At 42.6% G+C, this 23,990-nt stretch carries 30 protein-coding genes; all 30 read left to right on the plus strand.

Annotated elements, in window-relative coordinates; translation table 11 throughout:
- The first annotated feature begins 7 nt into the window (after positions 1–7).
- Positions 8–3,589, plus strand: a complete 3,582-nt coding sequence (gene rpoB, locus AC3WTB_RS18440) for a DNA-directed RNA polymerase subunit beta (protein WP_003217223.1) — start codon at positions 8–10, stop codon at positions 3,587–3,589.
- Positions 3,590–3,650: 61 nt separating this feature from the next.
- Entirely contained in the window at positions 3,651–7,250 is a 3,600-nt protein-coding gene (rpoC, locus tag AC3WTB_RS18445; protein ID WP_039175975.1) for a DNA-directed RNA polymerase subunit beta', read from the plus strand.
- Between the two features lie 145 nt (positions 7,251–7,395).
- Positions 7,396–7,644 (plus strand): 50S ribosomal protein L7ae-like protein, encoded by a 249-nt coding sequence (locus AC3WTB_RS18450; protein WP_024425593.1) that lies wholly within the window; start codon positions 7,396–7,398, stop codon positions 7,642–7,644.
- A 113-nt stretch (positions 7,645–7,757) separates the two neighbouring features.
- Complete coding sequence (gene rpsL, locus AC3WTB_RS18455; protein WP_003216962.1) at positions 7,758–8,177, plus strand: 30S ribosomal protein S12; 420 nt, start codon at positions 7,758–7,760, stop codon at positions 8,175–8,177.
- 121 nt (positions 8,178–8,298) lie between these two features.
- A complete protein-coding gene (rpsG, locus tag AC3WTB_RS18460; RefSeq protein WP_003216884.1) occupies positions 8,299–8,769 on the plus strand; it encodes a 30S ribosomal protein S7 in 471 nt (156 codons plus the stop codon).
- Between the two features lie 54 nt (positions 8,770–8,823).
- Entirely contained in the window at positions 8,824–10,902 is a 2,079-nt protein-coding gene (gene fusA, locus AC3WTB_RS18465) for an elongation factor G (protein WP_039175978.1), read from the plus strand.
- Between the two features lie 118 nt (positions 10,903–11,020).
- Positions 11,021–12,211, plus strand: coding sequence for an elongation factor Tu (gene tuf / locus AC3WTB_RS18470; protein WP_034283892.1), 1,191 nt, complete (start codon positions 11,021–11,023; stop codon positions 12,209–12,211).
- Positions 12,212–12,321: 110 nt separating this feature from the next.
- Positions 12,322–13,281 carry an alpha/beta fold hydrolase gene (locus tag AC3WTB_RS18475; RefSeq protein WP_268474987.1) on the plus strand — a complete coding sequence of 320 codons (960 nt, stop codon included), beginning with the start codon at positions 12,322–12,324 and terminating at the stop codon, positions 13,279–13,281.
- A 218-nt stretch (positions 13,282–13,499) separates the two neighbouring features.
- On the plus strand, positions 13,500–13,808 hold the full coding sequence (gene rpsJ, locus AC3WTB_RS18480; RefSeq protein ID WP_003156464.1) for a 30S ribosomal protein S10: 309 nt from the start codon (positions 13,500–13,502) through the stop codon (positions 13,806–13,808).
- A gap of 37 nt (positions 13,809–13,845) precedes the next feature.
- Positions 13,846–14,475, plus strand: a complete 630-nt coding sequence (gene rplC / locus AC3WTB_RS18485) for a 50S ribosomal protein L3 (RefSeq protein WP_024425597.1) — start codon at positions 13,846–13,848, stop codon at positions 14,473–14,475.
- A gap of 27 nt (positions 14,476–14,502) precedes the next feature.
- The gene (gene rplD / locus AC3WTB_RS18490; RefSeq protein ID WP_007496312.1) at positions 14,503–15,126 is read left to right on the plus strand and encodes a 50S ribosomal protein L4; all 624 of its coding nucleotides are present in this window, start codon (positions 14,503–14,505) and stop codon (positions 15,124–15,126) included.
- Positions 15,126–15,413 carry a 50S ribosomal protein L23 gene (rplW, locus tag AC3WTB_RS18495; RefSeq protein ID WP_003217016.1) on the plus strand — a complete coding sequence of 96 codons (288 nt, stop codon included), beginning with the start codon at positions 15,126–15,128 and terminating at the stop codon, positions 15,411–15,413. The genes rplD and rplW overlap by 1 nt, the downstream gene beginning before the upstream one ends.
- A 28-nt stretch (positions 15,414–15,441) precedes the next feature.
- Entirely contained in the window at positions 15,442–16,275 is an 834-nt protein-coding gene (gene rplB, locus AC3WTB_RS18500; RefSeq protein WP_024425599.1) for a 50S ribosomal protein L2, read from the plus strand.
- A gap of 57 nt (positions 16,276–16,332) precedes the next feature.
- The gene (rpsS, locus tag AC3WTB_RS18505) at positions 16,333–16,611 is read left to right on the plus strand and encodes a 30S ribosomal protein S19 (protein WP_003216920.1); all 279 of its coding nucleotides are present in this window, start codon (positions 16,333–16,335) and stop codon (positions 16,609–16,611) included.
- Positions 16,612–16,628: 17 nt separating this feature from the next.
- Positions 16,629–16,970 (plus strand): 50S ribosomal protein L22, encoded by a 342-nt coding sequence (gene rplV, locus AC3WTB_RS18510; RefSeq protein ID WP_007496316.1) that lies wholly within the window; start codon positions 16,629–16,631, stop codon positions 16,968–16,970.
- 3 nt (positions 16,971–16,973) lie between these two features.
- On the plus strand, positions 16,974–17,630 hold the full coding sequence (gene rpsC / locus AC3WTB_RS18515) for a 30S ribosomal protein S3 (protein ID WP_003217241.1): 657 nt from the start codon (positions 16,974–16,976) through the stop codon (positions 17,628–17,630).
- Between the two features lies 1 nt (position 17,631).
- Positions 17,632–18,066 carry a 50S ribosomal protein L16 gene (gene rplP / locus AC3WTB_RS18520; RefSeq protein ID WP_003156478.1) on the plus strand — a complete coding sequence of 145 codons (435 nt, stop codon included), beginning with the start codon at positions 17,632–17,634 and terminating at the stop codon, positions 18,064–18,066.
- Complete coding sequence (gene rpmC, locus AC3WTB_RS18525) at positions 18,056–18,256, plus strand: 50S ribosomal protein L29 (RefSeq protein ID WP_003217155.1); 201 nt, start codon at positions 18,056–18,058, stop codon at positions 18,254–18,256. Before rplP ends, rpmC begins: the two co-directional genes overlap by 11 nt.
- A 25-nt stretch (positions 18,257–18,281) precedes the next feature.
- Positions 18,282–18,545 (plus strand): 30S ribosomal protein S17, encoded by a 264-nt coding sequence (gene rpsQ / locus AC3WTB_RS18530; RefSeq protein ID WP_003216906.1) that lies wholly within the window; start codon positions 18,282–18,284, stop codon positions 18,543–18,545.
- Positions 18,546–18,584: 39 nt separating this feature from the next.
- Positions 18,585–18,953, plus strand: a complete 369-nt coding sequence (gene rplN, locus AC3WTB_RS18535) for a 50S ribosomal protein L14 (RefSeq protein WP_003216882.1) — start codon at positions 18,585–18,587, stop codon at positions 18,951–18,953.
- 35 nt (positions 18,954–18,988) lie between these two features.
- Entirely contained in the window at positions 18,989–19,300 is a 312-nt protein-coding gene (gene rplX / locus AC3WTB_RS18540; RefSeq protein WP_008356538.1) for a 50S ribosomal protein L24, read from the plus strand.
- A gap of 25 nt (positions 19,301–19,325) precedes the next feature.
- Positions 19,326–19,865 carry a 50S ribosomal protein L5 gene (rplE, locus tag AC3WTB_RS18545; RefSeq protein ID WP_024425600.1) on the plus strand — a complete coding sequence of 180 codons (540 nt, stop codon included), beginning with the start codon at positions 19,326–19,328 and terminating at the stop codon, positions 19,863–19,865.
- 22 nt (positions 19,866–19,887) lie between these two features.
- A complete protein-coding gene (rpsN, locus tag AC3WTB_RS18550; protein WP_008356542.1) occupies positions 19,888–20,073 on the plus strand; it encodes a 30S ribosomal protein S14 in 186 nt (61 codons plus the stop codon).
- A 31-nt stretch (positions 20,074–20,104) separates the two neighbouring features.
- Positions 20,105–20,503, plus strand: a complete 399-nt coding sequence (gene rpsH, locus AC3WTB_RS18555) for a 30S ribosomal protein S8 (protein WP_007496327.1) — start codon at positions 20,105–20,107, stop codon at positions 20,501–20,503.
- A gap of 31 nt (positions 20,504–20,534) precedes the next feature.
- A complete protein-coding gene (gene rplF / locus AC3WTB_RS18560; RefSeq protein ID WP_008345395.1) occupies positions 20,535–21,071 on the plus strand; it encodes a 50S ribosomal protein L6 in 537 nt (178 codons plus the stop codon).
- A 32-nt stretch (positions 21,072–21,103) separates the two neighbouring features.
- Positions 21,104–21,466 carry a 50S ribosomal protein L18 gene (gene rplR, locus AC3WTB_RS18565; RefSeq protein WP_008356544.1) on the plus strand — a complete coding sequence of 121 codons (363 nt, stop codon included), beginning with the start codon at positions 21,104–21,106 and terminating at the stop codon, positions 21,464–21,466.
- A gap of 24 nt (positions 21,467–21,490) precedes the next feature.
- Positions 21,491–21,991, plus strand: coding sequence for a 30S ribosomal protein S5 (rpsE, locus tag AC3WTB_RS18570; RefSeq protein ID WP_007496332.1), 501 nt, complete (start codon positions 21,491–21,493; stop codon positions 21,989–21,991).
- 13 nt (positions 21,992–22,004) lie between these two features.
- A complete protein-coding gene (rpmD, locus tag AC3WTB_RS18575; protein WP_003217067.1) occupies positions 22,005–22,187 on the plus strand; it encodes a 50S ribosomal protein L30 in 183 nt (60 codons plus the stop codon).
- Between the two features lie 30 nt (positions 22,188–22,217).
- The gene (gene rplO / locus AC3WTB_RS18580) at positions 22,218–22,658 is read left to right on the plus strand and encodes a 50S ribosomal protein L15 (RefSeq protein ID WP_003216888.1); all 441 of its coding nucleotides are present in this window, start codon (positions 22,218–22,220) and stop codon (positions 22,656–22,658) included.
- 1 nt (position 22,659) lies between these two features.
- The gene (gene secY, locus AC3WTB_RS18585) at positions 22,660–23,952 is read left to right on the plus strand and encodes a preprotein translocase subunit SecY (RefSeq protein ID WP_007496334.1); all 1,293 of its coding nucleotides are present in this window, start codon (positions 22,660–22,662) and stop codon (positions 23,950–23,952) included.
- The last annotated feature ends 38 nt before the right edge of the window (positions 23,953–23,990 follow it).

The raw sequence follows: 23,990 nt of genomic DNA on the forward strand, positions 1-23,990 counted from the left end.
GAATCAGTTGACAGGTCAACTAGTTCAGTATGGACGACACCGCCAGCGCAGAAGCTACGCACGCATAAGCGAAGTGTTAGAATTACCAAATCTCATTGAAATTCAAACCTCTTCTTATCAGTGGTTTCTTGATGAGGGTCTTAGAGAGATGTTTCAAGATATATCCCCAATTGAGGATTTTACTGGTAACCTTTCTCTTGAATTCATTGATTACAGCCTAGGGGATCCTAAGTATCCTGTAGCAGAATCAAAAGAACGTGATGTAACTTACTCTGCTCCACTAAGAGTAAAAGTTCGTTTAATTAACAAAGAAACTGGAGAAGTAAAAGACCAAGATGTGTTCATGGGTGATTTCCCAATCATGACAGACACAGGTACTTTTATCATTAATGGTGCGGAACGTGTAATCGTTTCTCAGTTAGTGCGTTCTCCAAGTGTATATTTCAGTGGTAAAGTAGACAAAAACGGTAAAAAAGGTTTTACTGCGACTGTCATTCCAAACCGTGGCGCATGGTTAGAATACGAAACTGATGCGAAGGATGTAGTCTATGTACGCATCGATCGCACACGTAAGTTGCCGGTTACGGTTCTTTTGCGTGCTCTCGGCTTCAGCTCTGATCAAGAGATTCTTGACCTCATTGGCGAGAATGAATACTTACGCAACACGCTGGAAAAAGACAATACAGAGAATGCCGATAAAGCACTTCTCGAAATCTACGAGCGCCTCCGCCCTGGAGAGCCGCCAACAGTTGAAAATGCGAAAAGCTTGCTAGACTCTCGCTTCTTCGATCCGAAGAGATATGACCTAGCAAATGTTGGACGCTACAAGATTAATAAGAAGCTTCATATTAAAAATAGACTGTTCAATCAAAAATTGGCTGAAACGTTAGTTGACCCTGAAACAGGTGAAATTCTAGCAGAAAAAGGTCAAATTTTAGACAGAAGAGTTCTTGATAAAGTTCTTCCATACTTAGAAAACGGCATCGGATTTAGAAAGCTATATCCTAATGGTGGCGTAGTAGAAGATGAAGTAGAACTTCAATCTATTAAGATTTATGCACCGTCTGATCAAGAAGGCGAGCAAGTGATCAACGTGATTGGAAATGCATATGTAGAGGAAGCTGTGAAAAACATCACGCCTTCTGACATCATTGCATCAATCAGTTACTTCTTCAACCTTCTTCATGGTGTAGGTGACACAGATGATATCGACCACCTTGGTAACCGTCGTCTGCGTTCTGTAGGTGAACTTCTGCAAAACCAATTCCGTATTGGTTTAAGCAGAATGGAGCGTGTTGTTCGTGAAAGAATGTCAATTCAAGACACAAACACAATCACACCTCAGCAGCTGATCAACATTCGTCCTGTGATCGCTTCTATCAAAGAGTTCTTTGGTAGTTCTCAGCTATCTCAGTTCATGGATCAAACAAACCCGCTTGCTGAATTGACGCACAAACGTCGTCTGTCAGCGCTTGGACCGGGTGGTTTGACACGTGAGCGTGCAGGAATGGAAGTTCGTGACGTTCACTACTCTCACTATGGACGTATGTGTCCGATTGAAACACCAGAGGGTCCAAACATTGGTTTGATCAACTCTCTATCTTCATTCGCAAAAGTGAATCGCTTCGGATTTATCGAAACACCTTACCGCCGGGTTGATCCTGAAACTGGTAAAGTGACACCGAGAATCGATTACTTAACTGCTGATGAAGAGGATAACTACGTAGTAGCACAAGCGAACGCTATATTAGGTGAAGATGGTTCGTTTATTGATGATAATATCATTGCTCGTTTCAGAGGGGAAAACACCGTTGTTCCTCGAAACCGCGTTGACTACATGGACGTTTCGCCAAAGCAGGTTGTTTCTGCAGCGACAGCATGTATCCCATTCTTAGAAAACGATGACTCTAACCGTGCTCTAATGGGAGCGAACATGCAGCGTCAGGCTGTGCCTTTGATGCAGCCAGAATCACCGATTGTTGGTACAGGTATGGAGTACGTATCAGGTAAAGACTCTGGTGCTGCTGTCATCTGCCGCTACCCAGGTGTTGTAGAACGCGTAGAAGCAAAAAATATTTGGGTTCGCCGTTATGAAGACGTTGACGGACAACAAGTCAAAGGAAACCTAGACAAATACAGCTTGCTGAAATTTGTCCGCTCTAACCAAGGGACTTGCTACAACCAGCGTCCTATCGTAAGTGTTGGAGATGAAGTCGTTAAAGGAGAAATCCTGGCAGACGGACCTTCTATGGAAAAAGGTGAATTGGCTCTAGGACGTAACGTCATGGTTGGCTTCATGACTTGGGACGGTTACAACTACGAGGATGCGATCATCATGAGTGAGCGCCTTGTAAAAGATGACGTCTACACGTCTATTCATATTGAAGAATATGAATCAGAAGCTCGTGATACAAAGCTTGGACCAGAAGAAATCACTCGTGATATTCCAAACGTTGGGGAAGATGCTTTACGCAACCTTGACGAGCGCGGAATCATCCGTATTGGTGCAGAAGTAAAAGACGGAGATCTTCTTGTAGGGAAAGTAACGCCTAAAGGTGTAACAGAACTAACAGCTGAAGAACGTCTATTACATGCAATCTTCGGTGAAAAGGCTCGTGAAGTGCGTGATACGTCTCTACGTGTTCCACACGGCGGCGGCGGAATTATCCACGATGTAAAAGTCTTTAACCGTGAAGATGGAGATGAATTACCTCCAGGTGTAAACCAGTTAGTCCGCGTATACATCGTTCAGAAGCGTAAGATTTCTGAAGGTGACAAAATGGCCGGACGACATGGTAACAAAGGGGTTATCTCTAAAATTCTTCCAGAAGAAGATATGCCGTATCTTCCAGACGGAACACCGATCGATATCATGTTGAACCCTCTAGGGGTACCATCTCGTATGAACATCGGTCAGGTACTTGAGCTTCATATGGGTATGGCTGCACGTTACCTTGGCATCCACATTGCGTCACCAGTATTTGATGGTGCGCGCGAGGAAGATGTTTGGGAAACGCTTGAAGAAGCAGGTATGTCTCGTGATGCGAAAACAGTCCTTTATGACGGTCGAACTGGTGAACCATTCGACAACCGTGTATCTGTCGGAATCATGTACATGATCAAACTGGCTCACATGGTTGACGATAAACTTCACGCTCGTTCAACTGGACCATACTCACTTGTTACGCAGCAGCCACTTGGCGGTAAAGCACAGTTTGGTGGTCAGCGTTTCGGAGAGATGGAAGTATGGGCACTTGAAGCTTACGGTGCAGCATATACACTTCAAGAGATCTTAACAGTTAAATCGGATGACGTTGTGGGTCGTGTGAAAACATACGAAGCCATCGTCAAAGGGGATAACGTACCTGAACCAGGTGTCCCTGAATCATTCAAAGTGTTAATCAAAGAACTTCAAAGTTTAGGTATGGATGTGAAAATCCTATCTGGCGATGAAGAAGAGATAGAAATGAGAGATTTAGAAGACGATGAGGAAACGAAGAAAGCAGACGGATTAGCGTTATCTAATGACGAAGATGCTGCAGACCTCGCACCTGTCGATCTTGAACGTGACGCAGTCACAAAAGAATAGCAGAAACGATTAGAGCAAGTGACTAGGGTATAACCCGAAGATTAAAAGGGAGGTAGGCCCCTTGCTAGATGTGAACAATTTTGAGTATATGAACATCGGTCTCGCATCACCTGATAAAATCCGTTCTTGGTCTTTTGGTGAAGTGAAAAAGCCTGAAACGATTAACTATCGTACACTGAAACCTGAAAAAGATGGTCTCTTTTGTGAACGTATCTTCGGACCACAAAAAGACTGGGAATGTCATTGTGGGAAGTATAAACGCGTTCGGTATAAGGGTGTTGTATGTGACCGTTGTGGTGTAGAAGTAACACGGGCAAAAGTCCGTCGTGAGAGAATGGGGCATATCGAACTGGCTGCCCCAGTTTCCCACATTTGGTATTTCAAAGGTATCCCAAGCCGTATGGGTCTTGTTCTTGATATGTCACCACGTGCGTTAGAAGAAGTGATCTACTTCGCTTCTTACGTCGTGACAGATCCGGGCAACACACCGCTTGAGAAGAAACAACTTCTTTCTGAGAAAGAATTCCGTGCTTATTTAGATAAATACGGTAATACATTCCAAGCAGCTATGGGTGCAGAAGCAATCAACAAACTTCTTCAAGATATCGATCTTGTAAAAGAAGTAGATACACTGAAAGAAGAGCTGAAAACTGCTCAAGGACAGCGTCGTACACGTGCGATCAAACGCCTTGAAGTGTTAGAAGCCTTCCGTAACTCAGGAAACAAACCATCTTGGATGATTCTTGATGTACTTCCGGTGATTCCGCCAGAATTACGTCCAATGGTTCAGCTTGATGGTGGACGTTTTGCTACTTCTGACTTGAACGACCTTTATCGTCGTGTCATCAACCGTAACAATCGTCTGAAGCGTTTATTAGATCTTGGCGCGCCAAGCATCATCGTTCAGAACGAGAAGCGTATGCTTCAAGAAGCTGTCGATGCCTTGATTGATAATGGACGTAGAGGCCGACCAGTAACAGGACCAGGAAATAGACCATTGAAATCTCTTTCTCACATGCTGAAAGGGAAACAAGGACGTTTCCGTCAAAACTTGCTTGGTAAACGTGTTGACTATTCTGGACGTTCCGTTATCGTCGTAGGACCACATTTGAAAATGTATCAGTGTGGACTTCCGAAAGAAATGGCTCTTGAATTATTCAAACCATTCGTGATGAAGGAGCTTGTTGAAAAAGGATTAGCTCACAACATCAAGAGTGCGAAGCGTAAAATTGAGCGCGTGCAGCCAGAAGTATGGGATGTTTTAGAATCAGTTATTCGTGAGCATCCAGTCTTACTAAACCGCGCACCGACTCTTCACAGACTTGGTATTCAAGCGTTTGAACCTACACTTGTGGAAGGACGCGCAATTCGTCTGCATCCACTTGTATGTACAGCCTACAACGCTGACTTTGACGGTGACCAAATGGCGGTTCACGTACCATTATCTGCTGAAGCTCAAGCTGAAGCTCGTATCTTAATGCTTGCTGCTCAAAACATTTTGAACCCGAAAGATGGAAAACCAGTTGTTACGCCATCTCAGGATATGGTGCTTGGTAACTACTACCTTACACTTGAGCGCAAAGGTGCTATCGGAGAAGGTATGGTCTTCAAAGATACTGACGAAGCCCTTCTTGCTTATCAAAATGGTTATGTGCATCTTCATACACGTGTAGCTGTTGCAGCTAGCTCGTTGAAGAATGTGACATTCACTGATGAACAGCGTTCTAAATTGTTGATTACAACAGTTGGAAAACTGATCTTTAACGAAATCTTACCGGAATCATTCCCATACATGAATGAGCCGACAAAGAGCAATATTGAAGAAAAAACGCCTGATCGTTTCTTCCTTGAAAAAGGTGAGGATGTAAAAGCTGCGATCGAGAAACAAGAAATCAATGCGCCGTTCAAAAAAGGTATTTTAGGTAAAATCATTGCAGAAATCTTTAAGAGATTCCATATCACTGAGACATCTAAAATGCTTGACCGCATGAAAAATCTTGGTTTCAGATACTCTACTAAAGCCGGTATTACGGTTGGTGTGTCTGATATCGTCGTATTAGATGATAAGCAGCAAATTCTTGAAGAAGCACAAGCAAAAGTAGATAACGTCATGAAGCAATTCAGACGTGGTTTGATTACTGAAGAAGAGCGTTATGAGAGAGTTATTTCAATCTGGAGTTCTTCTAAAGATGTCATCCAAGGTAAACTGATGAAGTCCCTTGATGAAGTCAACCCAATCTACATGATGAGTGACTCTGGAGCGCGTGGTAACGCATCTAACTTCACTCAGCTGGCTGGTATGCGTGGTCTGATGGCCAACCCGGCTGGACGTATCATTGAACTTCCGATTAAATCTAGTTTCCGTGAAGGTTTAACGGTATTGGAATACTTTATTTCCACTCACGGTGCGCGTAAAGGTCTTGCCGATACAGCCCTTAAAACAGCTGACTCAGGTTACCTCACGCGTCGTCTCGTTGACGTTGCGCAGGATGTCATCATCCGTGAAACAGATTGCGGTACAGACCGTGGAATCTTGGCGAAGTCCATTAAAGAAGGAAATGAAATTATTGAGAAGCTTGAAGAACGTCTAATCGGACGTTTTGCAAGAAAACCAATTGTTCATCCTGAAACAGGCGAAGTCATTGTAGCCGAAAACGAACTAATTGATGAAGATAAAGCACTTGAAGTAGTTGAAGCAGGAATTGAGGAAGTATGGATCCGTTCTGCATTTACATGTAACACGCCTCATGGTGTATGTAAACGATGCTACGGCCGTAACCTTGCAACTGGTACTGACGTTGAAGTCGGTGAAGCAGTTGGAATCATCGCTGCACAATCAATCGGTGAGCCAGGAACTCAGCTTACAATGCGTACGTTCCACACCGGTGGGGTAGCAGGAGACGATATCACTCAAGGTCTACCTCGTATCCAAGAGCTGTTTGAAGCGCGTAATCCGAAAGGGCAAGCGACAATTTCTGAAATTGACGGTGTCGTTGCTGAAATTAACGATGTTCGTGACAAGCAGCAGGAAATTGTGGTTCAAGGCGAAGTTGAAACTCGCTCTTACACAGCTCCTTACAATGCACGTCTAAAAGTTGTTGAAGGTGACAAAGTCACTCGTGGTCAAGTGCTTACAGAAGGTTCAATCGATCCGAAAGAACTTCTTAAAGTGACTGACATGACAGCTGTTCAAGAATATCTGCTTCATGAAGTACAAAAAGTATACCGTATGCAAGGGGTAGAAATCGGAGATAAGCACGTAGAGGTAATGGTTCGCCAAATGCTTCGCAAAGTGCGTGTCGCTGATGCAGGGGATACAGACGTATTACCAGGCACACTTCTTGATGTACATCAATTCACTGAAGCAAACAAAAAAGTACTATTCGAAGGCAAACGTCCTGCAACAGGCCGGCCAGTTCTTCTTGGTATTACAAAAGCTTCGCTTGAAACAGACTCATTCTTGTCTGCGGCATCCTTCCAAGAAACGACTCGTGTCCTAACAGATGCGGCGATCAAAGGAAAACGCGATGAACTGCTTGGCTTGAAAGAGAATGTTATCATTGGTAAACTTGTTCCTGCTGGAACGGGAATGCCAAACTACCGTAAAGTTAAGCCGGTTTCGCAAGTGCAGCCGTCTGACGACATGGTTCCTGTAGAGTAATCTTTCTCGTGAGATTCCTATAAAATCATCAAAAAATGGTGAAGGATGTCAAGATAATCTGTCATACCATATTGACATCCTTCTGCCATGATGATAATATAACCAAGGTGCTCAAAATAAAACCTGTTACTTTGGAGGATATTCGATGTCTTATGATAAAGTATCACAGGCTCAATCCATTATTATTGGTACGAAGCAAACAGTAAAAGCTCTGAAACGAGATTCAGTAAAGGAAGTCGTCGTAGCGAAAGATGCTGATCCTGCTTTAACTGCTAGTGTATTGAAACTAGCGCAAGAGAAGGGTGTAGACATTTTAGTGGTAGATTCCATGAAAAAGCTCGGCAAGGCCTGCGGAATTGAAGTTGGGGCAGCAGCTGTTGCCATTATGTTATAGCGTACTTGTTTTGTTTTTGCATGCTTGAAATGCAAAAGCATTGTTTTTTGCCTTTTGATGAACCACCTGGGTATGTGGGTTATAAAAAAAGTAATGAAGGGAGGAATAACAACATGCCTACAATTAATCAGCTAATACGCAAAGGACGCGTGAGTAAAGTTGAAAACTCAAAGTCTCCTGCACTTAACAAAGGATACAACAGTTTCAAAAAAGAGCACACTAACGTAACATCTCCACAGAAGCGCGGGGTTTGTACTCGTGTCGGTACAATGACACCGAAAAAACCAAACTCAGCACTACGTAAATATGCTCGTGTACGTTTGTCTAACCTGATTGAGGTAACAGCTTACATTCCTGGTATCGGACATAACCTACAAGAGCACAGTGTAGTACTTATCCGTGGCGGACGTGTAAAAGACTTACCGGGTGTACGTTACCACATCGTTCGTGGTGCGCTTGATACTGCCGGAGTTGACGGTCGTATGCAAGGACGTTCTAAATACGGAACAAAACGCCCTAAACAAAGCAAATAATATAAACAAACATAAGGGTTTTTAGAAGTTGATAACAGATCAGTGGAGTCAGGAAGCTGACAATGATATTGAGATGAGAGACAGATAGAAATCCTTTTAAAAGAGAAGGGAGGCTATTCAGATGCCACGTAAAGGTCCTGTAGCAAAAAGAGACGTATTGCCAGATCCAATTTACAATTCTAAACTTGTATCTCGTTTGATCAACAAAATGATGATCGACGGTAAAAGAGGAAAGTCACAAACTATTCTCTACAAGTCATTTGATATCATCAAAGAACGTACTGGTAATGAAGCGATGGAGGTTTTCGAACAAGCCTTGAAAAACATCATGCCAGTTCTTGAAGTTAAAGCACGTCGTGTAGGTGGAGCTAACTACCAAGTTCCTGTAGAAGTTCGCCCAGACCGTCGTACTACTTTAGGTCTTCGCTGGTTAGTAAACTATGCTCGTCTTCGTGGAGAAAAAACGATGGAAGAGCGTCTTGCTAACGAAATCCTTGACGCAGCTAACAACACTGGTGCTGCTGTTAAGAAACGTGAAGACACACACAAAATGGCAGAAGCGAACAAAGCATTCGCTCACTACCGCTGGTAGGATTTATACCAAACTAAAAAAACTATTCCCTAATGAGGAAGGAGAAATTACCCAATGGCAAGAGAGTTCTCCTTAGACAAAACTCGTAATATTGGTATCATGGCTCACATCGATGCCGGTAAAACGACAACGACTGAGCGTATCTTGTACTACACTGGTCGTATCCATAAAATTGGTGAAACTCACGAAGGAGCTTCACAAATGGACTGGATGGAGCAGGAGCAAGAACGTGGTATTACAATCACTTCTGCTGCTACTACAGCACAATGGAAAGGTTACCGTGTAAACATCATCGATACACCAGGACACGTAGACTTCACTGTTGAAGTTGAACGTTCTTTACGTGTACTTGATGGTGCGGTTGCTGTCCTTGATGCACAATCAGGTGTAGAGCCACAAACTGAAACAGTTTGGCGCCAAGCAACAACTTACGGAGTACCTCGTATCGTATTCGTTAACAAAATGGATAAAACCGGTGCGGACTTCCTTTACTCTGTAAGCACATTAAGAGATCGTCTTCAAGCGAACGCTCATGCAATTCAATTGCCGATCGGCGCTGAAGATCAATTCGAAGGAATCATCGACCTTGTAGAAAACGTAGCATACTTCTACGAAGATGACCTTGGAACTCGCTCTGATGCTAAAGAAATCCCTGCTGAGTATAAAGACAAAGCTGAAGAGCTTCGCAGCAGCCTAATTGAAGCTGTCGCTGAGCTTGATGAAGAGCTTATGGAAAAATACCTTGAGGGTGAAGAAATCACAATTCCTGAATTGAAAGCTGCAATCCGTAAAGGAACATTGAATGTTGAATTCTACCCAGTTCTTGTTGGATCTGCTTTCAAAAACAAAGGTGTTCAGCTTGTACTTGACGCTGTGCTTGACTACCTTCCTGCACCAACTGATGTTGCTGCAATCAAAGGTATCCTGCCAGATTCAAATGAAGAGGTTGTTCGTGAGTCTACTGATGACGCACCATTCGCAGCTCTTGCATTTAAAGTTATGACTGACCCTTATGTTGGGAAACTAACTTTCTTCCGCGTATACTCTGGAACACTTGATTCTGGTTCATACGTGAAGAACTCTTCTAAGAACAAGCGTGAACGTGTTGGACGTATCCTTCAAATGCACGCAAACAGCCGTGAAGAAATCTCTACTGTATACGCAGGGGATATCGCAGCAGCTGTAGGTCTTAAAGATACATCTACTGGTGACACTCTTTGTGACGAGAAAGATCTTGTTATCCTTGAGTCTATGGAATTCCCAGAGCCAGTTATCGATGTAGCTATCGAGCCTAAATCAAAGGCTGACCAAGATAAAATGGGTATCGCTTTAGCTAAACTAGCTGAAGAGGATCCAACATTCCGTACACAAACAAACCCTGAAACTGGTCAAACGATCATCTCTGGTATGGGTGAGCTTCACCTTGATATCATTGTTGACCGTATGAAGCGTGAGTTCAAGGTTGAAGCTAACGTAGGTGCTCCTCAAGTTGCGTACCGTGAAACATTCCGTTCTGGTGCAAAAGTTGAAGGTAAATTCGTACGTCAGTCTGGTGGACGCGGTCAGTTCGGACACGTTTGGATCGAATTCGAACCAAACGAAGAAGGCGCAGGCTTTGAATTTGAAAATGCAATCGTCGGTGGGGTTGTTCCACGTGAATACATCCCAGCAATTCAAGCAGGTCTTGAAGATTCACTTGAAAATGGTGTATTAGCTGGATTCCCATTAATCGACATCAAAGCAAAATTATTTGATGGATCTTACCACGATGTTGACTCGAACGAAATGGCGTTCAAAATTGCTGCATCTATGGCATTGAAAAATGCTGTCAGCAAATGTAACCCAGTTCTACTTGAGCCAATGATGAAAGTGGAAGTTGTTATCCCTGAAGAATACATGGGAGACATCATGGGTGATATCACATCTCGTCGTGGACGTGTAGAAGGTATGGAAGCTCGCGGTAACGCTCAAGTTGTTCGCGCTATGGTTCCACTTTCTGAAATGTTCGGATATGCAACTGCACTCCGTTCTAACACACAAGGACGCGGTACATTCACTATGCACATGGATCACTACGAAGAAGTGCCTAAGAGCATCAGTGAAGAAATCATCAAAAAAAATAAAGGTGAATAATTGATTTTGCCTTTAAACTAAAGTATAACTACTATTGAAGATCAGAAAGTGAGAGGTAACTCTTCACTTTCTATCACTCTATACCAAATACAATGAACCTTTAAGGAGGATTTTTAGAATGGCTAAAGAAAAATTCGACCGTTCCAAATCGCATGCTAACATTGGTACAATTGGACACGTTGACCATGGTAAAACAACTCTAACTGCTGCTATCTCAACAGTTCTTCATAAGAAATCTGGTAAAGGTACAGCTATGGCTTATGACCAAATCGATGGTGCTCCAGAAGAGCGCGAGCGTGGAATCACAATCTCAACTGCACACGTTGAGTATGAAACTGAAACTCGTCACTATGCTCACGTAGACTGCCCAGGACACGCTGACTATGTTAAAAACATGATCACTGGTGCTGCTCAAATGGACGGCGCGATCTTAGTAGTATCTGCTGCTGACGGTCCAATGCCACAAACACGTGAGCACATCCTACTTTCTCGTAACGTAGGTGTACCTTACATCGTAGTATTCCTTAACAAATGTGACATGGTTGACGATGAAGAGTTACTTGAACTTGTTGAAATGGAAGTTCGTGACCTTCTTTCTGACTATGACTTCCCTGGTGACGATGTACCAGTTATCAAAGGTTCTGCTCTTAAAGCTCTTGAAGGAGATGCTGATTACGAAGCAAAAATCTTTGAACTTATGGATGCGGTTGATGAGTACATCCCAACTCCAGAGCGTGACACTGAGAAGCCATTCATGATGCCAGTTGAGGACGTATTCTCAATCACTGGTCGTGGAACAGTTGCTACTGGTCGTGTTGAGCGTGGACAAGTTAAAGTCGGTGACGAAGTTGAAATCATCGGTCTTCAAGAAGAAAACGGTAAAACAACTGTTACAGGTGTTGAAATGTTCCGTAAACTTCTTGACTATGCTGAAGCTGGTGACAACATCGGTGCACTACTTCGTGGTGTATCTCGTGAAGATATCCAACGTGGTCAAGTACTTGCTAAACCAGGTACAATCACTCCACATAGCCGTTTCAAAGCTGAAGTTTATGTACTTTCTAAAGAAGAGGGTGGACGTCATACTCCATTCTTCGCTAACTACCGTCCGCAGTTCTACTTCCGTACAACTGACGTAACTGGTATCGTACATCTTCCAGAAGGTACTGAAATGGTAATGCCTGGCGATAACACTGAGATGGAAGTTGAACTTATCTCTACTATCGCTATCGAAGAAGGAACTCGTTTCTCTATCCGTGAGGGTGGACGTACTGTAGGTTCTGGCGTCGTTTCAACTATCATTAAGTAATTAAACATACAAAAGAGACTCCTTGCAAAAGGGTCTCTTTTTTTGCTTTTCCAGATGAGAACGGCTACTATAAGCTATAGAATCTAAATGGAACCGAGAGGATCGCTGGAATGGCAAAGACATATTTAAAAAAATGGTTGATCGGCGGGATTGACCAATGGATTATGATGAAAGAAGATGAGACGAGTGAAACAAAGCCTATACTCTTATTTTTACACGGCGGGCCCGGCTCAGCTCAAATCAGTTATATTGATTCCTTTCACGAGGAACTTGATCAGGACTTTACAGTTGTCCATTGGGATCAGCGAGGCGCAGGACTTTCCTATCAAGAGAATCTTCCCGATGCATCGATGACCATTCAGCAATTTATAGAAGACACGATTGAACTGACTGAGAAGCTCCTATCACATCTAGGTCACTCAAAATTGTATATCGCAGGATACTCGTGGGGATCGTTAATTGCCATACAAGCAGTACATAAGCGTCCAGATCTTTATCATGCTTATTACGGGATTAGTCAGGTAGTAGATGTGTTAAAGGAAGATATTGTTTCGTACGAGCTTCTTATGAAGAAATACCATCGCAATTGGCTGTTTACTGGGTGTCTGCGATTACTGACGCCGCCTCCTTGGAAACGGACATCAGCTCATGCCTTGTTCTCTCTATATAAAGAGTTTGCAAGCGTAGGTCTCACGCATAGATGGAAGCCGGTTTTTGAAATGCTAAAAGGGTTTCTTTTTAGTAAGCAATATCAGCTGAAAGATAAATGGAAGTTCATGAAAGGACAGAAGTTTAGTCAAGACAAGCTATGGAATCAGCTCATGAATGAGAGTATTCAATACCGAGTTTCTACTATATTAATACCGTGCTACTTTCTCATTGGCGATCACGACATGATTACCCCAGCTGCTGTATCAAAACCATATGTTGATCAATTAAAAGCACCCATCAAAGAATGGTTTACCTTTAAAGACTCTGCCCATTCCCCGCATATCGAGGAGCCAGATGAATTTATACGTATCATCAGAAAGACTGCTATACATCATCTTCAGGGAAAGCTTGATTTATAGGCTGAATCCCTGTATAATATGAAAAGTGTGCAAATCATAAATTTATCCGATTTATTATTGCAACACGCAGGCCAATTTGGTACAATAGTGCATGTTGGTCTTTGACTGCGATGAAGTGAGAGGTTGCTGACACACCCGGCCGCTTTGCCATGGCGAGGTGATCAGGTTTTTCTCACGGAGAACTGTCTAACGTAAGTAGGCGAAAAGGAGGGAAAATAATGGCAAAACAAAAAATTCGTATTCGTTTAAAAGCATATGATCATAGAATTCTTGATCAATCTGCTGAGAAGATTGTTGAAACGGCTAAGCGTTCTGGTGCTAGTGTATCTGGTCCAATCCCGCTTCCAACTGAAAAATCAGTTTACACAATCCTTCGTGCGGTGCATAAGTACAAAGATTCTCGTGAGCAATTCGAGATGCGTACTCACAAACGTCTAATCGACATCGTGAATCCAACTCCACAAACAGTTGATGCACTTATGCGTTTAGACTTACCATCTGGTGTAGATATCGAAATCAAACTTTAATTCAAATAGAAAACACATATTATAGGAGGTGTGACTAATGACCAAAGGAATCTTAGGTAGAAAAATTGGTATGACGCAAGTATTTGCAGAAAACGGTGATCTTATCCCTGTAACTGTTGTTGAGGCTGCTGCTAACGTTGTTCTTCAAAAGAAGACTGTTGACACGGATGGCTATGAAGCAATCCAAATCGGTTTTGATGACAAACGTGAAAAGCTTTCTAACAAACCAGAGAAAGGCCACGTTGCTAAAGCGGAAACTGCTCCTAAGCGCTTCGTAAAAGAATTACGCGGTGCGGAGTTAGATGCGTATGAAGTTGGTCAGGAAGTCAAAGTTGATATTTTCGCAAATGGAGATATCGTAGATGTAACAGGAACATCAAAAGGTAAAGGATTCCAAGGGGCTATCAAACGCCACGGACAATCACGCGGACCAATGACTCACGGTTCACGTTACCACCGTCGTCCTGGTTCAATGGGACCTGTTGATCCAAACCGTGTATTCAAAGGTAAACTTCTTCCAGGTCGTATGGGCGGAGAGCAAATCACTGTCCAAAACCTTGAGATCGTTAAAGTTGATGCAGAACGCAATCTTCTATTGATCAAAGGAAACGTACCAGGAGCTAAAAAATCTCTAGTAACTGTAAAGAGTGCAGTTAAATCTAAATAACTCTCTTAGGAAAGGAGGAAACAAGTCATGCCAAAAGTAGCATTATTTAACCAAAACGGTTCTACTAACGGTGAAATCGAATTAAACGCTTCTGTGTTTGGAATTGAGCCAAACGAAAGCGTAGTATTCGATGCTATTCTTATGCAAAGAGCTTCCTTACGTCAAGGAACTCACAAAGTAAAAACTCGTTCTGAAGTACGTGGCGGAGGTCGTAAGCCTTGGAGACAGAAGGGTACAGGTCGTGCTCGTCAAGGTTCTATCCGTTCACCACAATGGCGCGGAGGCGGTATCGTATTCGGTCCAACACCACGCAGCTATTCTTATAAATTACCTAAAAAAGTTCGCCGCTTGGCTATCAAGTCAGTATTGTCTTCTAAAGTAATCGACAACAACATCATCGTTCTTGAAGATCTGACTCTTGATGCAGTGAAAACGAAAGAATTCGCAGGCATCCTTAAAGGATTATCTGTTGAGAAGAAAGCGTTGATCGTCACTGCGGATGCAAACGAAACAGTTGCTTTATCTGCTCGTAACATCCCTGGAGTAACAGTTGTTGAAGCTAACGGTATCAACGTTCTTGACGTTGTCAACCACGACAAACTTCTGATCACTAAAGCAGCGGTTGAAAAAGTAGAGGAGGGACTTGCATAATGAAAGATCCTCGTGATGTTCTAAAGCGCCCTATCATTACTGAACGTTCTGCTGATCTAATGACAGAGAAGAAGTACACGTTCGAAGTTGATGTCAGAGCTAACAAAACAGAAGTGAAAGACGCTGTTGAAGAAATCTTTGGAGTGAAAGTTGAGAAAGTCAACGTTCAAAACTACAAAGGAAAATCAAAACGCGTTGGACGCTACACTGGTATGACTAGCCGTCGCAGAAAAGCGATCGTGAAATTAACTGCTGACAGCAAAGAAATCGAAATTTTTGAAGCGTAAATCTTAAAAAGAAGGAGGGAAATTCAAAATGGCGATTAAAAAGTATAAACCAACCAGTAATGGTCGTCGTGGCATGACTACTTCAGATTTTGCTGAAATCACGACTGACAAACCAGAAAAATCGTTGCTTGCACCGCTACACAAAAAAGGCGGACGTAACAACCAAGGTAGATTGACTGTTCGTCATCAAGGTGGCGGTCACAAACGTCAATACCGTATCATCGACTTTAAGCGTGATAAAGACGGTATACCTGGACGCGTTGCTACAATCGAGTATGATCCAAACCGTTCAGCGAACATCGCTCTTGTAAACTATGCAGATGGTGAGAAACGTTACATTCTTGCTCCGAAAGGAATCCAAGTTGGTACTGAAGTTACTTCTGGACCAGAAGCTGACATCAAACCAGGTAATGCTCTTCCACTTATCAACATCCCAGTTGGTACAGTTGTGCATAACATTGAATTAAAACCAGGTAAAGGTGGACAATTAGTTCGTTCTGCTGGTACTTCTGCTCAAGTTCTAGGTAAAGAAGGTAAATACGTTCTTGTACGTTTGAACTCAGGAGAAGTTCGCATGATTCTTTCTGCTTGCCGTGCGACTATCGGTCAAGTTGGAAACGAGCAACACGAATTAATTAACATCGGTAAAGCTGGACGTTCTCGCTGGAAAGGCGTACGCCCAACAGTTCGTGGTTCTGTAATGAACCCTAACGATCACCCACACGGTGGTGGTGAAGGACGCGCTCCAATCGGACGTAAATCACCAATGTCTCCATGGGGTAAACCGACTCTTGGATTCAAGACTCGTAAGAAAACCAACAAGTCTGATAAATTCATTGTACGTCGTCGTAAAAACAAGTAACGGGGTTGTCTACGGTTCATTTAGGACCGTAGTTCAATCACGAAGGGAGGTTCCACAATGGCTCGCAGCTTAAAAAAAGGACCATTTGTTGATGATCATTTGATGGCTAAAGTCGAGAAATTGAATGAAACTGACAAAAAGCAAGTCGTAAAAACTTGGTCTCGTCGTTCTACAATTTTCCCACAATTCATCGGTCACACAATCGCTGTCTATGACGGACGCAAACATGTACCTGTTTTCATTTCTGAAGATATGGTAGGTCACAAATTGGGCGAATTCGCACCAAGCCGTACTTACAAAGGTCATGCTAGTGACGATAAAAAAACAAGACGCTAATGAGAGGAGGCTTTTAAATGCAAGCTAAAGCTGTCGCAAGAACAGTCCGTATTGCTCCTCGTAAAGCACGTCTAGTAATGGACCTGATCCGAGGTAAGCAAGTAGGAGAAGCAGTTTCTATCTTAAACCTTACACCTAAGGCTGCTTCACCAATTATTGAAAAAGTATTAAAATCTGCTATCGCAAACGCTGAGCACAACTACGAGTTGGACGCTAACAGCCTAGTGATTACTCAAGCATTCGTTGACGAAGGTCCAACACTTAAGAGATTCCGTCCACGTGCTATGGGTCGTGCGAGCGCAATTAACAAACGTACTAGCCACATTACAATCGTTGTATCAGAAAAGAAGGAGGGATAATCCGTGGGTCAAAAGGTAAATCCAGTAGGTCTTCGTATTGGCGTCATTCGTGATTGGGAATCTAAATGGTTCGCAGGAAAAGATTACGCTGACTTCTTACATGAAGACTTGAAAATCCGTGAATTCATCAGCAAGCGTTTGTCTGACGCGTCTGTTTCTAAAGTAGAAATCGAACGTGCTGCAAACCGCGTAAATATCACAATCCACACGGCTAAACCAGGTATGGTAATTGGTAAAGGCGGATCTGAAGTTGAAGCACTTCGTAAAGCTCTTAACAGCCTAACTGGCAAACGTGTACACATCAACATTCTTGAAATCAAGAGAGCAGATCTTGATGCTCAGCTAGTTGCTGAAAACATCGCTCGTCAACTTGAAAACCGTATTTCATTCCGTCGTGCACAAAAACAAACAATCCAACGCACAATGCGTGCTGGAGCACAAGGAATCAAAACAATGGTTTCTGGTCGTCTTGGCGGTGCAGATATTGCTCGTTCTGAATATTACAGTGAAGGTACTGTTCCATTGCACACACTTCGTGCTGACATCGACTATGCTACTGCTGAAGCTGATACTACTTATGGTAAGCTTGGCGTAAAAGTATGGATCTATCGTGGAGAAGTCCTTCCAACTAAGAAGAATACTGCGGAAGGAGGAAAATAATATGTTATTGCCAAAACGCGTGAAGTATCGCAGAGAACATCGTGGAAAAATGCGTGGTCGTGCAAAAGGCGGTACTGAAGTACATTTCGGTGAGTACGGTATCCAAGCTCTTGAAGCTTCTTGGATCACAAACCGTCAAATCGAAGCTGCTCGTATTGCTATGACTCGTTACATGAAACGTGGCGGTAAAGTTTGGATTAAAATTTTCCCTTCTAAGCCATACACAGCTAAACCTCTAGAGGTCCGCATGGGTTCCGGTAAAGGTGCTCCAGAAGGATGGGTAGCTGTAGTAAAACCGGGCAAAGTTTTATTTGAAATTTCTGGTGTGTCCGAAGAAGTGGCTCGTGAAGCTCTTCGTCTTGCATCTCACAAATTGCCAATTAAAACGAAGTTCGTAAAACGTGAAGAAATTGGTGGTGAATCAAATGAAAGCTAATGAAATTCGTGACCTTACCACTGCTGAAATTGAACAAAAAGTAAAGTCTCTTAAAGAAGAACTTTTCAATCTTCGTTTCCAATTAGCGACTGGGCAGCTTGAAAATACTGCTCGCATTCGTGAAGTGCGTAAATCAATCGCACGCATGAAAACTGTGATTCGTCAAAGAGAAATCGCTGCTAATAAATAATAATTAGAGGGGAGGCCCCGCAAACATGAGCGAACGTAACCAACGTAAAGTGTATCAAGGTCGTGTTGTTTCTGACAAAATGGATAAAACCATCACTGTTGTAGTTGAAACATACAAAAAGCATTCACTTTATGGCAAACGTGTAAGATACTCTAAAAAGTTCAAAGCACATGATGAAAACAACCAAGCAAAAATCGGAGACATCGTAAAGGTCATGGAAACTCGTCCTTTATCTGCGACTAAACGCTTTCGTCTAGTTGAAGTTGTCGAAGAAGCCGTTATTATCTAATAAAGTTCGGATTTCTTTTTCCGAAAGGAGGTAACATTAATGATTCAACAGGAGACTCGTTTAAAAGTAGCTGACAACTCTGGCGCACGCGAAGTACTAACGATTAAAGTTCTTGGTGGCTCTGGACGTAAAACGGCTAACATCGGTGATGTCATTGTTTGTACGGTTAAACAAGCAACACCTGGAGGCGTTGTCAAAAAAGGTGAAGTTGTGAAAGCAGTTATCGTTCGTACTAAGAGCGGAGCTCGCAGAAACGATGGATCTTACATCAGTTTCGACGAAAATGCTTGTGTCATCATCCGTGACGACAAGAGCCCACGTGGAACTCGTATCTTCGGACCAGTAGCACGTGAACTTCGTGAAAACAACTATATGAAAATTGTTTCTCTAGCACCAGAAGTACTTTAATGAATACAATCCGCGACTCAAGGAGGTGCGATTAAATGCATGTTAAAAAGGGCGATAAAGTAGTGGTTATCTCTGGTAAAGATAAAGGTAAACAAGGTGTCATCCTTGCTGCTTTCCCTAAAAAGGAACGTGTTTTAGTAGAAGGTATTAACCTTGTGAAAAAACACTCTAAACCAACCCAAGCTAACCCTCAAGGCGGGATTTCTGAACAAGAAGCGCCGATCCACGTATCAAACGTAATGCCGCTTGATCCTAAAACGGGTGAAGTGACACGTGTTGGGTATAAAGTTGAGGACGGAAAGAAAGTCCGTGTAGCGAAAAAATCTGGGCAAGTTCTAGATAAATAGTAAATAAGGAAGGGAGGTCTTTCTCATGAACCGCCTTAAAGAAAAGTATGTAAAAGAAATTACACCTGCATTAGTTTCTAAGTTTGAATACACTTCAGTAATGCAAGTGCCAAAAATCGAAAAAATCGTGATCAACATGGGTGTTGGTGACGCCGTTCAAAACGCTAAAGCAATCGATACTGCTGTTGAAGAATTAACGTTTATCGCTGGTCAAAAACCTGTCGTTACTCGTGCGAAGAAGTCTATTGCTGGATTCCGTCTACGTGAAGGAATGCCAATCGGTGCGAAAGTAACACTTCGCGGAGAGCGCATGTATGATTTCCTTGATAAACTTATTTCTGTGTCTTTACCACGTGTACGTGACTTCCGCGGGATTTCTAAGAAATCTTTCGACGGTCGTGGAAACTACACGCTTGGTATTAAAGAACAGTTAATCTTCCCAGAAATTGATTACGATAAAGTAACAAAGGTCCGCGGTATGGATATCGTTATCGTTACTACTGCCAATACGGACGAAGAAGCACGTGAGTTATTAACTCAAGTAGGTATGCCGTTCCAGAAATAATCAATGAAAGGGAGGCGAAATCGTGGCTAAAAAGTCTATGATTGCGAAACAACAACGCAAACAAAAGTTTAAAGTTCAAGAGTATACGCGCTGCGAACGTTGTGGACGTCCACATTCAGTTATTCGTAAGTTTAAACTTTGCCGTATTTGTTTCCGCGAACTTGCATATAAAGGACAAATTCCTGGCGTTAAAAAAGCCAGCTGGTAATCCCCATAAATGGGAAGGAGGTTATTAAATAATGGTTATGACAGATCCGATTGCAGATTTGCTGACTCGTATTCGCAATGCGAACATGGTACGTCATGAGAAGCTAGAAGTACCGGCTTCAAAAATCAAAAGAGAAATTGCTGAAATCTTAAAGCGTGAAGGTTTTATCCGTGACGTTGAGTACGTCGAAGACAGCAAACAAGGAATTATCCGTTTGTTCCTTAAATACGGCCAAAACAACGAACGTGTTATCACTGGTCTTAAAAGAATCAGTAAACCTGGTTTACGCGTATATGCGAAATCAAATGAAGTACCACGTGTACTTAACGGACTTGGAATCGCAATTATTTCAACATCACAAGGTGTTTTATCGGACAAAGAAGCCCGTGCTAAACAAGCTGGTGGAGAAGTACTTGCTTACGTATGGTAAAAAAAGTTTAAGATGAATGGAGGTGCTTGGTATGTCTCGTATAGGTAAAAAACTAATCGAGATCCCTTCAGGAGTAACTGTGACAAACAACGATAACACAGTGACAGTAAAGGGACCAAAAGGTGAACTAACTCGTGCATTTCACCCTGATATGGAAATTAAAATTGAGGACAACGTCTTAACTGTAAGCCGTCCGTCTGAAAATAAAGAACACCGTGCATTACATGGTACAACACGTAGCTTGATTGCTAACATGGTTGAAGGTGTATCTAAAGGTTTCGAAAGAGGTTTAGAACTTATCGGTGTCGGTTACCGTGCAGCTAAATCTGGAAACAAACTTGTTCTTAACGTTGGATACTCTCACCCAGTTGAAATCGTTCCTGAGGCTGGAGTTGAAGTAGAAGTTCCATCTCAAACGAAAGTAATCGTTAAAGGTATCGATAAAGAGCGTGTAGGAGCTCTAGCTTCTAACATCCGCGCTGTCCGTGCTCCAGAGCCTTACAAAGGTAAAGGAATTCGTTACGAAGGTGAATTCGTTCGCCGTAAAGAAGGAAAAACTGGTAAGTAAGATCGCTTAAAGTGAAGAAAGGAGTGACTCGGATGATTACGAAAACTAGCAAAAACGCTACTCGTCTTAAAAGACATGCTCGTGTTCGTGCGAAACTTTCAGGTACTGCTGAAAGACCTCGCCTTAACGTTTTCCGTTCTAACAAGAATATCTACGCTCAAGTAATTGATGATGTTAACGGTGTAACACTTGTAAGTGCTTCTACTCTTGATAAAGAGTTAAAGATCGAGAATAGTTCTGACACTGCAGCTGCTACGAAAGTTGGCGAACTTGTTGCAAAACGTGCTGTTGAAAAAGGAATCTCTAACGTGGTATTTGACCGCGGAGGATACCTATATCATGGACGTGTAAAAGCTCTAGCTGAAGCTGCTCGTGAGGCTGGACTTAAATTTTAATAAAAGAAGGAGGGACACATCCGAATGAGTCGTATTGACCCAAGCAAATTAGAGTTAGAAGAACGCTTAGTTACGGTTAACCGCGTAGCGAAAGTTGTTAAAGGTGGACGTCGTTTCCGTTTTGCAGCTTTAGTTGTTGTCGGTGACAAAAACGGTCATGTAGGTTTCGGTACTGGTAAAGCACAAGAAGTACCAGAAGCGATCCGCAAAGCTGTTGAAGATGCGAAAAAGAATTTAATTGAAGTACCAATGGTTGGAACTACAATTCCACATGAAATCATCGGTCGATTCGGTGCAGGAAACGTTCTATTGAAGCCTGCTTCAGAAGGTACAGGAGTTATCGCTGGAGGCCCAGTGCGTGCGGTACTTGAGCTTGCTGGTCTAGCTGATATCCTTTCTAAATCTCTAGGTTCTAATACACCGATCAACATGATCCGCGCAACACTTCAAGGTTTAAGTGAGCTTAAACGTGCTGAAGATGTAGCGAAGCTTCGTGGAAAATCTGTAGAAGACCTGTTAGGATAAGGAGGGAACAATAATGGCAAATAAATTAGAAATTACCCTCAAACGCAGTGTAATCGGTCGCCCAGAAGATCAGCGTGTCACTGTTCGTACTCTTGGTCTTAAGAAAACAAACCAAACAGTCGTACATGAAGACAATGCAGCGATCCGCGGCATGATTAACAAGGTGTCTCATTTAGTTTCTGTTAAAGAACAATAAAACATTTTTAATCGATAAGGAGGTGCCCAAATGAAACTTCATGAATTGAAGCCTTCAGAAGGTTCACGTAAAGTACGCAACCGTGTTGGTCGTGGTATTGGATCAGGTAACGGTAAAACTTCTGGTAAAGGTCATAAAGGTCAAAACGCTCGTTCTGGCGGCGGTGTACGCCCTGGTTTCGAAGGTGGTCAGATGCCTTTATTCCAACGCCTTCCAAAACGTGGTTTTACAAACATCAACCGTAAAGATTACGCGGTAATCAACTTAGACAGATTAAACAGTTTTGACGAAGGAACGGAAGTAACTCCTGAACTTCTTCTAGAGACTGGTGCAATAAGCAAGTTAAAAGCAGGAGTAAAAATTCTTGGCAACGGTAAATTAGAAAAAAAATTAACTGTAAAAGCCAATAAATTCTCTGCTTCTGCGAAAGAAGCGATTGAAGCTGCTGGCGGTACAGCCGAGGTGATCTAACTTGTTTAAGACAATCTCCAATTTTATGCGCGTGAAAGATATACGGAATAAGATTATATTCACACTTTTAATGTTAGTCGTCTTTCGTATAGGTGCTTTCATCCCTGTGCCTAATGTGAACGCCGAAGTTCTCCAGGCACAGGATCAAATGAGTGTTTTCGGAATCCTCAACACGTTTGGGGGCGGGGCACTTTTCCAATTCTCCATTCTTGCAATGGGGATTATGCCGTATATCACTGCTTCGATCATTATTCAGCTCTTGCAGATGGATGTTGTTCCGAAGTTTACTGAGTGGTCAAAGCAAGGAGAGGTTGGCCGCCGAAAATTAGCACAATTCACAAGGTATTTTACAATTGTTCTAGGATTTATCCAGGCGTTAGGAATGTCATATGGATTCAACAATATGGCAGGAGGCATGCTGATTGAAAACCCTGGTGTATCAACGTATCTCTTAATTGCGGTCGTACTCACTGCGGGAACAGCATTTTTAATGTGGCTGGGCGAGCAGATTACTGCTCACGGTGTTGGTAACGGTATTTCGATTATTATCTTTGCCGGTATCATCGCTGGTATCCCTCAAACATTAAAACAAGTGTACGCTCAACAATTTGTAGGTGGAGATGGACAGCTGTTCATGCAAATCCTTAAAATTGCCCTTATTGTAATTGCCATTCTTGTCATTGTTATCGGTGTTATTTACATTCAAATGGCAGTGAGAAAGATTGCAATTCAATATTCAAAAGGTACTGGTCGTGCACAAATGTCTGCTAGTCAAGCAACGCACCTTCCATTGAAAGTGAATCCAGCAGGGGTGATTCCAGTCATCTTTGCCGTTTCTTTCATTATTACTCCGCAGACGATCGCATCGTTCTTCGGAACCAATAATGTGACAACTTGGATAACCAACAACTTTGACTATACTAAGCCAATCGGTATGACGATTTATGTAGCACTGATTGTTGCTTTCACATATTTTTATGCCTTTGTCCAAGTCAATCCTGAACAAATGGCTGAAAATCTGCAAAAGCAGGGTGGCTATATCCCGGGAGTTCGTCCAGGGAAAATGACTCAAGATAGAATTACGAGCATTTTGTACCGACTCACGTTTGTGGGCGCCATTTTCTTAGCCGTGATTTCAATACTTCCTATCTTTTTCATTCAATTCGCTGGATTACCTTCCGCTGCACAAATTGGCGGCACAAGTCTTCTCATTGTTGTAGGTGTTGCACTTGAAACAATGAAACAGCTTGAAAGCCAATTAGTGAAACGAAATTACCGTGGATTTATGAAATAAAACAGAGGGCTGGGCAGCTGCCCAACCTCTCTAAGTAA

This window comes from Bacillus sp. EB106-04-04-XG123 (assembly GCF_058791855.1).

What these genes read in the sequence shown, in the direction of transcription:
- AC3WTB_RS18450 (WP_024425593.1), top strand. Translation starts at nt 7,396, where the DNA reads ATGTCTTATGATAAAGTATCACAGGCTCAATCCATTATTATTGGTACG.
- rpsL (WP_003216962.1), top strand. Translation starts at nt 7,758, where the DNA reads ATGCCTACAATTAATCAGCTAATACGCAAAGGACGCGTGAGTAAAGTT.
- rpsG (WP_003216884.1), top strand. Translation starts at nt 8,299, where the DNA reads ATGCCACGTAAAGGTCCTGTAGCAAAAAGAGACGTATTGCCAGATCCA.
- fusA (WP_039175978.1), top strand. Translation starts at nt 8,824, where the DNA reads ATGGCAAGAGAGTTCTCCTTAGACAAAACTCGTAATATTGGTATCATG.
- tuf (WP_034283892.1), top strand. Translation starts at nt 11,021, where the DNA reads ATGGCTAAAGAAAAATTCGACCGTTCCAAATCGCATGCTAACATTGGT.
- AC3WTB_RS18475 (WP_268474987.1), top strand. Translation starts at nt 12,322, where the DNA reads ATGGCAAAGACATATTTAAAAAAATGGTTGATCGGCGGGATTGACCAA.
- rpsJ (WP_003156464.1), top strand. Translation starts at nt 13,500, where the DNA reads ATGGCAAAACAAAAAATTCGTATTCGTTTAAAAGCATATGATCATAGA.
- rplC (WP_024425597.1), top strand. Translation starts at nt 13,846, where the DNA reads ATGACCAAAGGAATCTTAGGTAGAAAAATTGGTATGACGCAAGTATTT.
- rplD (WP_007496312.1), top strand. Translation starts at nt 14,503, where the DNA reads ATGCCAAAAGTAGCATTATTTAACCAAAACGGTTCTACTAACGGTGAA.
- rplW (WP_003217016.1), top strand. Translation starts at nt 15,126, where the DNA reads ATGAAAGATCCTCGTGATGTTCTAAAGCGCCCTATCATTACTGAACGT.
- rplB (WP_024425599.1), top strand. Translation starts at nt 15,442, where the DNA reads ATGGCGATTAAAAAGTATAAACCAACCAGTAATGGTCGTCGTGGCATG.
- rpsS (WP_003216920.1), top strand. Translation starts at nt 16,333, where the DNA reads ATGGCTCGCAGCTTAAAAAAAGGACCATTTGTTGATGATCATTTGATG.
- rplV (WP_007496316.1), top strand. Translation starts at nt 16,629, where the DNA reads ATGCAAGCTAAAGCTGTCGCAAGAACAGTCCGTATTGCTCCTCGTAAA.
- rplP (WP_003156478.1), top strand. Translation starts at nt 17,632, where the DNA reads ATGTTATTGCCAAAACGCGTGAAGTATCGCAGAGAACATCGTGGAAAA.
- rpmC (WP_003217155.1), top strand. Translation starts at nt 18,056, where the DNA reads ATGAAAGCTAATGAAATTCGTGACCTTACCACTGCTGAAATTGAACAA.
- rpsQ (WP_003216906.1), top strand. Translation starts at nt 18,282, where the DNA reads ATGAGCGAACGTAACCAACGTAAAGTGTATCAAGGTCGTGTTGTTTCT.
- rplN (WP_003216882.1), top strand. Translation starts at nt 18,585, where the DNA reads ATGATTCAACAGGAGACTCGTTTAAAAGTAGCTGACAACTCTGGCGCA.
- rplX (WP_008356538.1), top strand. Translation starts at nt 18,989, where the DNA reads ATGCATGTTAAAAAGGGCGATAAAGTAGTGGTTATCTCTGGTAAAGAT.
- rplE (WP_024425600.1), top strand. Translation starts at nt 19,326, where the DNA reads ATGAACCGCCTTAAAGAAAAGTATGTAAAAGAAATTACACCTGCATTA.
- rpsH (WP_007496327.1), top strand. Translation starts at nt 20,105, where the DNA reads ATGGTTATGACAGATCCGATTGCAGATTTGCTGACTCGTATTCGCAAT.
- rplF (WP_008345395.1), top strand. Translation starts at nt 20,535, where the DNA reads ATGTCTCGTATAGGTAAAAAACTAATCGAGATCCCTTCAGGAGTAACT.
- rplR (WP_008356544.1), top strand. Translation starts at nt 21,104, where the DNA reads ATGATTACGAAAACTAGCAAAAACGCTACTCGTCTTAAAAGACATGCT.
- rpsE (WP_007496332.1), top strand. Translation starts at nt 21,491, where the DNA reads ATGAGTCGTATTGACCCAAGCAAATTAGAGTTAGAAGAACGCTTAGTT.
- rpmD (WP_003217067.1), top strand. Translation starts at nt 22,005, where the DNA reads ATGGCAAATAAATTAGAAATTACCCTCAAACGCAGTGTAATCGGTCGC.
- rplO (WP_003216888.1), top strand. Translation starts at nt 22,218, where the DNA reads ATGAAACTTCATGAATTGAAGCCTTCAGAAGGTTCACGTAAAGTACGC.